General features: G+C 41.1%; 8 protein-coding genes. 5 read left to right on the top strand and 3 right to left on the bottom strand.

What is annotated here, in order from left to right; translation table 11 throughout:
• Positions 1-150: 150 nt before the first annotated feature.
• Positions 151-858, bottom strand: coding sequence for a histidine utilization repressor (hutC, locus tag L650_RS0100510; RefSeq protein WP_029771749.1), 708 nt, complete (start codon positions 856-858; stop codon positions 151-153).
• A gap of 111 nt (positions 859-969) precedes the next feature.
• On the opposite strand from hutC, the gene hutI reads away from it, so the two are divergent.
• Positions 970-2,217, top strand: a complete 1,248-nt coding sequence (hutI, locus tag L650_RS0100505; protein ID WP_029771747.1) for an imidazolonepropionase — start codon at positions 970-972, stop codon at positions 2,215-2,217.
• Between the two features lie 122 nt (positions 2,218-2,339).
• Positions 2,340-4,004 carry a GGDEF domain-containing phosphodiesterase gene (locus tag L650_RS0100500; protein WP_029771746.1) on the top strand — a complete coding sequence of 555 codons (1,665 nt, stop codon included), beginning with the start codon at positions 2,340-2,342 and terminating at the stop codon, positions 4,002-4,004.
• 203 nt (positions 4,005-4,207) lie between these two features.
• Here the strand turns inward: L650_RS0100500 and L650_RS0100495 are convergent, their stop codons facing one another.
• Positions 4,208-5,299: a formimidoylglutamase gene (locus tag L650_RS0100495; protein ID WP_085065388.1), complete on the bottom strand. Its 1,092-nt coding sequence runs from the start codon at positions 5,297-5,299 to the stop codon at positions 4,208-4,210.
• 32 nt (positions 5,300-5,331) lie between these two features.
• A complete protein-coding gene (gene rraA / locus L650_RS0100490) occupies positions 5,332-5,829 on the bottom strand; it encodes a ribonuclease E activity regulator RraA (RefSeq protein WP_004589330.1) in 498 nt (165 codons plus the stop codon).
• A gap of 202 nt (positions 5,830-6,031) precedes the next feature.
• Between rraA and L650_RS0100485 the strand changes: the two genes are divergently transcribed.
• From L650_RS0100485 to L650_RS0100475, 3 genes are all read left to right on the top strand, one after another.
• A complete protein-coding gene (locus tag L650_RS0100485) occupies positions 6,032-6,571 on the top strand; it encodes a phosphatase PAP2 family protein (RefSeq protein ID WP_029771744.1) in 540 nt (179 codons plus the stop codon).
• The gene (locus tag L650_RS0100480; protein ID WP_029771743.1) at positions 6,568-7,605 is read left to right on the top strand and encodes an MJ1255/VC2487 family glycosyltransferase; all 1,038 of its coding nucleotides are present in this window, start codon (positions 6,568-6,570) and stop codon (positions 7,603-7,605) included. Before L650_RS0100485 ends, L650_RS0100480 begins: the two co-directional genes overlap by 4 nt.
• Positions 7,606-7,694: 89 nt before the next feature.
• The coding region (locus L650_RS0100475; RefSeq protein ID WP_029771742.1) for a HAMP domain-containing protein at positions 7,695-8,890 on the top strand (1,196 nt) is incomplete at its 3' end.

Genomic DNA, 8,890 nt, shown 5'->3' with positions numbered 1-8,890 from the left:
GGCTTCTGTTTGCCAACTTTTAGCGCTAATTTTATCGCCATGAGGCGCGCGGATTTCTCGGTGTGTGTCGAGCCGGTTGTTCATGAATTTCTCCTGTTGTATATACAAGATGGTCAGCTACAAAAAACGCCCTTGAGCGTTACGTTGTTATTATTTTTTAAATGTTAAGTGCCCGCCCAAACGGTATTTACTGCCCGGTGATACTAAGCGAGCAAAGCTCACTATGCCTTTTGTAGACCAAGTACGACGAATAACCTGTAAGCAGGGCTCTTCGTTATACAGGTTAAGCCATTGGCACATTTGCGAGTTGGGCATAACCGCTTCGACTGTGTGGCGCGCTTGTGTGAGCGGCGCTACGCTCGATAAGTATTCATGCGGGGTGAGGGCGCTAAAGTCTTGTTGTAAATAACCCGCGGCTAAAGCTGGGTTTACAAATCGCTCTTCTACTTGCAGTGGTTTGTCGTTCTCATTGTGTACAAGCACACTGCGATACACCACGTTATCTACTTCAACGCCAAGCGCAATAGCTATGGGTGCTACCGCATTGATTGATTCAAGCACTTGCACACTACAGCTGTATTGCCCGTTACGTTCTTTTACTTCATCGGCTATGTTTTTAATTTCAAGTAGTGACGACTGCGATTTAAAACTTGCTACAAACGTACCTAACCCTTGGCTGCGCGTTAAAATACCGGCATCTGTTAATTCGCTCAGTGCACGTCGTGCGGTCATACGGCTTACAGAAAATTGGCTGCTAAGCTCGTTTTCTGAAGGGACACGTTGGTTTTCTTGCCATGCGCCATTTTTTATTTTATCGACAATAAATTGTTTTATTTGTGCAAATTTAGGTGTGGTCATTACTATTATTAGCTGTACTTAAAATAAACTATTTAATAAAGATGGCATAATTATCTTGTATATACAAGGTGTATTGTTAGACTGTATTTTAAGCACGTTAGGGAGCTAAGTATGCAAAATAAAACAACGGGTTACACCTTAGAAGATCTCGACTTATTATTAACTGATGCCAACATAGCAACCATGGATAGCACAATAGATGCACCTTATGGGGCTATAGAAAATGCGGCACTGGCGATTAAAAACGGCGAAATTGTATGGTTAGGTGAGCAATCAAACTTACCCAGTTTTGATGCCTTTGCTACCCCCACATTAAGTATTAAAGGGCAATGGTTAACACCTGGGCTTATTGATTGCCATACACATTTAATATTTGCAGGCTCCCGAGCTGAGGAATTTGAGCAGCGCTTACAAGGTGTAAGCTATGAACAAATAGCTGCACAAGGTGGCGGTATAGCCAGTACCGTTAAGGCCACTCGCGCGGCAGATCATGAGCAGTTATTTGTTGATGCAAAAGATCGCTTAAACACTTTACTTGCCGAGGGCGTAACGACTGCTGAGATAAAGTCGGGATACGGGCTTGATGTTGAAAACGAAATAAAAATTTTAGAAGTGGCGCGTTTGCTTAATGAGCATCATCCTATTGATATTAAAACCACGTTTTTAGGTGCACATGCGCTACCCCCTGAATACAAAGGCCGTGCAGATGAATACATAGATTTAGTATGTACGCAGATGCTTGAGCAGGTAGTGGCTAATAACCTTGCCGATGCTGTAGATGTATTTTGTGAAAATGTAGGCTTTAGTCTTGCACAAACAAAACAAGTGTTTGATGCAGCGACAAAGCATAACTTGCCGGTAAAATGTCATGCTGAGCAGCTTTCTAATCAGCAGGGCGCACAGCTGGTGGCTGGGTATAAAGGTCTTTCAGCTGATCATATTGAGTACCTTGATGAAAACGGCGTAAAAGCCATGGCAGAGGTTGGCACTGTGGCTGTTTTATTACCTGGGGCTTTTTATTTTTTACGAGAAACACAGCTTCCTCCCATCGATTTGCTGCAAAAATACAATGTGCCTATTGCTATTGCCAGTGACTTTAACCCAGGAACCTCGCCTTTATGTTCTGTGCAATTAATGATGAACATGGCATGTACTTTATTTAGGCTCACCCCTGAGCAGGCCCTTGCAGGAGTAACCCGCAATGCAGCGCAGGCACTAGGTTTAAAAGACAGAGGCGTATTAAAGGTTGGGGCAAGGGCTGATATTGCGCATTGGCAAATAAGTCACCCTTCACAATTAAGTTACCAATTTGGCGTAAATAAACTGTTAAATCTATGGATTTTGGGTAGAATTAATTAGTTTGTATTATTTTTGTCCATATTTAACATGCTTTTATTAAATTTTATTGCTAATGGAGTGGCGTAAGCTTGAGTATTTTGACTGACAGTAACTTTCCAATATTTTTTAGCGGCGCGCTGTTAATGGCGATGGTCGCTACATTATTTGCGGTTAAAAATACCAGTATTAAATTTAGTTACTTATGTACAGGCGCTGTCGGTTTAGCCATTTTAAGTAGCGGGGCTGCTTGGTTAGCAATCTTGCTCGCTTTTGGTTTTTGCTTTCATTTATGGCAAGCGTTTGAGCGTAATAGTTGGAGCATGATTATCACAAGCGCCGTTTCAGGGTTGTTATTTGTAGTGTTGTTTTCAGCGCATTTACTCATGGATGTGCCCCTATTTTGGGTGGTGGTGGCTATTATTCTGCTAGCGGTTGTAGGGCTAATGAGCGAGGAAGAAGAGCCCAAAGTTGAAGATTCGCATAACATTAATGAGCCTGAGCCGTACCAAGATGACTCTCCTCTTGCTGCATTTGCAGATAAACAGCAGTTACGCCAAGGCTATTACAGCTGGTGTAAAGAAAAACAGCTAGAAGCAGCACTGGTGATTGTTCGTCTAGAAGGGTTTGAGCAAGTTAATCAGCACATAGGCAGAGATTTTGGTGATTTGTTGTTGGCTCAATCGGCCAACAGAATAAAAGACTTACTAAATAACGACAACGTGATTGATTTAGGTGGCCAAGAAAAATTGGCGCATTTAGGGGGTCTTAACTTTGCCTTTATTTGCAGCTTAGCTGTGCACAAACATAGCCATGAACACATCATTGAGCAAATTATTGGCGCAACACTTAAGCCGTTTAACGTTGCTAATTGTACCGTAGAGGTAAAAGCAAGGGCGAGTTACGTTAATTGCGATGAGCAAGACGCTAACTTTGATAACTTAGTATCGTGTGCATACTTAGCCCTTGATAGTCAGCCTAAAAAAGCTGTGGTTGTGTACCATCAACAAATGATGGTTGAGCAACTTGAGCAGCAAGCCCGTTTAAAAGAGCTGGCTAATATTGATTTTGTAAGCGAGCTTGAACTTTATTTTCAGCCTATTATCCGCAATGACGACGGCCAAATTGAGTTTTTAGAACTCCTGTTGCGTTGGCAGCACCCTCAACAAGGTATCTTATCTGCCCACCGATTTATTGATGATATTCACATTGCGGGTTTAGCTTACCCACTGGCTAAATTTGTTATAGAGCGGGCCGCAGAGCTTGCCATGGCGTTGCGTATAGAGGGAATTGCTATACCGCTGAGCATTAACTTATTTGGCCCCGAAATGCTTAACGAAGAGTTTGTTGAGTTTGTAGATAGTGTGGTGAGTGAGCACAACTTACAGCACGGAGATTTAATTGTTGAATGCCCGCTGCATATATTCACAGATTTAGATAATAAGGGCCGTGCGATGATTGCCCGATTAAATAATATAGGTTTAAAGATATGCGTTGATGGGCTAGGCGATAACCCTATTGTTCTTTCTAAGCTGCCAAATCTAGCTGTTGAATACATTAAGGTGGCGCCATCGCTTACTGCAGATTTTAGCAATCAAAATAATATTCGCAGCCTAGTAGGCGGTATGGTTGAAATGCATAACCAACAAAATACCAAGGTTATTTTTGAGGGCGTTGAAACCTTAGACCAATTAAAGTTTGTAAAAAGTTTAAAAGCGCACGCAGCACAAGGTTATTATTTTGGCCACCCGTTAAGCAGCATTGGCTTAATGAGTTGGCTAAAGCAGTGGCAGGCTCACCAAACTCAATAAGTTTTGCCAAGCTGCAATAATTATTTTGTAAGGAAAATTCAGCAATTCGCTGCGATAGAATTACTCACTTATAAGCCTATAGCGTGCAAAAGTGAGTTATACACCTGCCAATAGTAAGCTCAATTAACTCACCATTATTAGCTAAGCCAGTAAGGTAATTTGGTGGCCTTAAAAAATGCAGCGATTAATTAAGCTAATTACAATTAACACGTTTTTGCATGTAAGTAGGCATTAACTAATGCACTAATAATTTGCCCACAGCTTTGCATACCTGCTGTTAACCCAGCAGGGTGATTTAGCGGTGCAGCTTCACACAAATGTAGGTAGCGGGCAGTGCTGTGTTTTGCTGTTAAATACACATAATGCTCAGCATCACTAACGCTAAAGCCGCAGCATGTATACGCGCTGGCCGGTAAAAATGAAATACTGTCTAAGTCGAGTTCAATACCAAGTGGCGCATTATTAAACGCTGCTAAGGCGTGTTGTACGGCATTGGTTAGTGATATTTCTCGGCGTATATTAATAGCTTGATAGCTGTGAAAACTACATTGATTTTGCGCGATTAAGTCAAAAATGGCTTGGTTATTTTTTTGCTCATGCAGGCCAATAATATGATATTGCTGCAATGCATTGTTCCTCAAAGCATAGCTAAAACCATTGCCGCTGTGGCGACCTTCGCAAGGCCGTAAATCTGCATGGGGATCAAAATTTATAGCGTTAACTGAAGCCCCACTATGTTTGCTTAAAGCACTGAGTATGCCAAAGCTATTATTGTGCCCACCGCCGATAATAATAGGCTCAAGGCCCGCATTAAATATAAGTGTTAATACCGCCTCTACTCGCTCATCTATTGTTGCGCATAGTTTACGTAGTTGAGCCAGCTCTTCAGCATGCTGGTTATTTAAGCCTTGGGCTTGCACCATTACATCATCAACGTCAATTTCGCCTAACAGCAATACCTGCTGGGTCGCGTTAAACTGGTTAACTGGTTGGTTCAAAAAGTATTGTAAAAAAGCGGGCCAAGCTTGATGTGAGCCGCCATTGCCTAAATTAGCGCGAGGGCCTATATCTTCACATATACCAATTAATACGTAGCGAATACCAAATTGCGCTGCATCGTTAAGGGCTTGTTGTACATTTACATGGGTGTCTAATAGGGCAACAGACTGCCAGGTTTTTGTTTCGTTAACGCGTGTGGAGCAGTAGGGTTTAACGGCGTTTTCATCATACACTTTTAAGGTAGGGTGCACTGTGTTGAATCCGTATTGAGCAGCAAAAATTATTCGTGGTGGCATAAGCAGTGCTCTGTTGAGCACTGCTTATTACTTTATTCTTCGATAACTTCTAGTTCAAGTTCTTCTGCTGATAATACAATGCCAGTACTATCTGCATAGATAAAATCGTCATCAAAAAACGACACACCAGCAAAGTTAACGCCAATACCATCTTCACCAGCGCCTTCGCTGTCGGCGGCAACAGGAATTGATGCAATCGCTTGAATACCTAAATCAATTTCTTCTAACTCATCTACATGACGCACAGCACCAAATACAATAATGCCGTTCCAGTTGTTATCAAGCGCAAGCTCTGCAAGTTCAATGTCGATAAGGGCGCGTCGTGTTGAGCCACCACCATCGATAAGTAGTACTTGATCAGTACCGTCTTGTGAGAGTATTTCACGGATCAGTTCATTATTTTCAAAACATTTAACCGTTTTAATTCGGCCGCCAAACGTGTGTCGACCACCAAAGTTGATGAACATCGGTTCAAGCACGTCAACCACATCGGCAAAAAAGTCACATAAGTCAGAAGTGCTGTAATCCATTATTTTATCCTCAAAGGGTACATAAGTTACCCTCAGTATACCCTCCTTATATGCAATAACAACGACTTAATAGCAGTAAATTTATTCAAAAAATGCCGAAATTAGAAATGGCAACAATAGTGTCTTAAAAGCGTCACTCAATTGTTATTTTCTGCCACTAAGCTTTAACTATGGTTAGATATTGTGCAGCTAAGGGTAAATAATGAACGACAATAACGTGCTTAAAAAAATGGCTCAAATGGATGAACAACTCTTTTTAACTCTGTTTAATTATAATTCACCCAAATGGCTGAAGACGGCTGCGCTTGGTTTATCTAAAAGTGGTAATGGTGGTTTATATTTACTTATGTGTGGCGCTGTTTGGTGGCTAAGTACCAATGAGCAGCATCAGTTATTGCCAATATCGGTGTTACTAGGGTTCGCAATTGAAAGGCCTATTTATTTTTTAGCAAAACGTAGCTTTGGCCGAATCCGCCCCTGTGATTGCTTAGTCAGTAATGCGTATATTGTGCCTAGTGACAAATTTAGTTTGCCTTCGGGACACAGTGCAGCAGCATTTTTAGTTGCAGTAATATTGAGTCACTTTTTTGCAGAGTATGCGTGGCTTTGGTTTAGTTGGGCATCGGGGGTGGCGGTTTCTCGCGTAGTATTAGGCGTACATTTTCCGGCAGATATAATAATTGGCGCTGTTATTGGCAGTTCATGTGGTCTATTTGCGCTGGCTTTGGTGGTGCCTGTATGAAGATATTATACGGCATACAAGGCACAGGTAATGGCCACATTACGCGCGCCCGTGTTATGGCAAGTTGTTTTAAAGAGTTAGGTGTAGATGTAGATTACGTTTTTTCAGGACGTCCAGAAAAAGACTACTTTGATATGCAGGACTTTACTGATTACAAAACCTTTCGGGGGTTATCGTTTAGCACTAAAAACGGCCAAGTAAAAAGCTATCAAACATTAAAAAATGCCCGAGTGTGTAAGTTAGTTAACGATATAAAATCATTTAATGTAAAAAAATATGATTTTGTCTTAAATGACTTTGAGCCTATTTCAGCTTGGGCAGCAAAGCGCGCAGGCGTGCCTGTAGTCGGTATTAGTCACCAGGCGGCTTTTTTATCTAATAGCGTGCCTATGTTTGGCCGTGGTTTATTTAGAAAATCTCTCATTAAGCACTACGCGCCAGCAAGCACCTATTTAGGCGTACATTGGCAGCCCTTTGCAGATAATATTATACCGCCCTTTATTGCAAACCATAACCATGGCAATCCTGTCGCCGTTATGAATAAAGTGCTGGTGTATTTACCCTTTGAGAACCTCGACAACATTATTGATTATTTAAAGGACTTTCCAGAAAAAGAGTTTTACTGTTACCACCCGCACGCGCAGGATAAATCCCTTGGGCATATTCATTTGCGCACTCCTTCACGAGCGGGGTTTTTAAACGACTTAGCAAATACCAGTGGCGTAATTGGTAATGCAGGCTTTGAGCTGGCAAGTGAGGCCTTAAAGCTTGGGAAAAAGTTATTACTTAAACCTCTTGATGGTCAGTTTGAACAAGATGCAAATGCACAAACATTGCGGGCGATGAAAATGGCCCATGTTATGAATTATTTAAACCCGCAAGCGCTGGATGATTGGAATAGTGCCCCGCAAAACAAACAAATTAATTTTCCCAGTGATCCTGCCCCTTTGGTTAAATGGCTACTTAATAAACAGTGGCATGACACTCACTCATTGCATAAAGATTTATGGGGGAATGTTAATCTAAAAGCATGAGTTATATGTATAAAAAGTTAATAAAAAACTTAATGTAAAGCGCCAGAACGTACTACACTATTAGTGCATATTAAATATAGGTGTTTTCAATGAATTTTTTACAAAACTTAACCATTAAAAGGCGTTTGCAACTTAATGCAGTGGTAGTCGGTCTGGCAATGGTCATTTTGTTGTGTGTGATAATTTATGAGTCACGCGTAACACTCAATCTGAATAAAACAATTCAGCTTGCAGAAGAGCTCAACGTACATGCACTAGAGCTTAGAAAGCATGAAAAAAACTTTCTTTTTTACAAGCAGCAGGAAGCACTTACATCATTTGATAAGGATTTTAAACAGCTAAGCACTAAAATCAAAAAGCTGCAGGAGGTAATGCAACAGCAGGGCATTACCACAGCGCAAATTGAGCATTTTCATACGCTTATTACTAACTACAATAACAATTTTTCAGAGGTTGTTAGGTTACAGCAACAGATAGGTTTAAACCCTAAAGATGGGTTATATGGCAAGCTCAGAAATGCAGTGCACGAAGTTGAGGTGCTATTAAAAGAGCAAGATAACTTTGAGCTTTTATCGGCAATGCTACAGCTGCGACGCGCTGAGAAAGATTTTATGCTGCGCTTTGATGCAAAATACTTAACTCGCTTTAACGAACTTATTAGTACGTTTAAACAAAAAATTACCCAAGCTGATTTACAAAGTAGTTATAAGTCGCAAATAAGCCCTTTAATAGATACGTATCAAAGTGCTTTTCAAAATCTTGTAAAGGCACAAACGCAGTTAGGGCTAGATTTAGACTCTGGTGCACTAGGCGTTATGCGTATTAACGTAGAAAAAAGCGATCAGGTTGTTGGTCAAATTGTTGAGTCAACCAAGCTGGAAGTTGAGAAAAGCGTTGACCAAGCGCAGTTTATTGCCATCGTTGTATTTGTTATTTCGGGCATTATAGTGTTGGCGTTGGTGTACTTTACTAGCCACTCAATTATTGTGCCTATTGAGCGGGTGTATCACACCATAAACGACATACGCCGTAATAATGATTTAAGCGTAATGATAGAGCAAACAGGTAATGACGAAGTTACCATTATGACCTCGGACTTTAATAGTTTAATAGGCGATTTTAAAAACCTCATAAACGAAGTGAATACCGCGCTTAATACGTTAAATGTGGCAACAGAGCACTTATCTGAAAGTACCTCTGCAACAAGTTCAGGCATGCAAGAGCAGTTACACGAAGCGGATATGGTTGCCACTGCGGCTACGCAAATGCAGGCAACGATTCAAGA

The sequence above is a fragment of the Pseudoalteromonas sp. TB51 genome, assembly GCF_000498055.1.
Taxonomy (GTDB): domain Bacteria; phylum Pseudomonadota; class Gammaproteobacteria; order Enterobacterales; family Alteromonadaceae; genus Pseudoalteromonas; species Pseudoalteromonas atlantica.
This window is presented reverse-complemented; position numbering and strand designations above follow the sequence as displayed.

Coding starts and splice junctions, on each gene's coding strand:
- hutC (WP_029771749.1), bottom strand. CDS start 858: ATGACCACACCTAAATTTGCACAAATAAAACAATTTATTGTCGATAAA.
- hutI (WP_029771747.1), top strand. CDS start 970: ATGCAAAATAAAACAACGGGTTACACCTTAGAAGATCTCGACTTATTA.
- L650_RS0100500 (WP_029771746.1), top strand. CDS start 2,340: ATGGCGATGGTCGCTACATTATTTGCGGTTAAAAATACCAGTATTAAA.
- L650_RS0100495 (WP_085065388.1), bottom strand. CDS start 5,299: ATGCCACCACGAATAATTTTTGCTGCTCAATACGGATTCAACACAGTG.
- rraA (WP_004589330.1), bottom strand. CDS start 5,829: ATGGATTACAGCACTTCTGACTTATGTGACTTTTTTGCCGATGTGGTT.
- L650_RS0100485 (WP_029771744.1), top strand. CDS start 6,032: ATGAACGACAATAACGTGCTTAAAAAAATGGCTCAAATGGATGAACAA.
- L650_RS0100480 (WP_029771743.1), top strand. CDS start 6,568: ATGAAGATATTATACGGCATACAAGGCACAGGTAATGGCCACATTACG.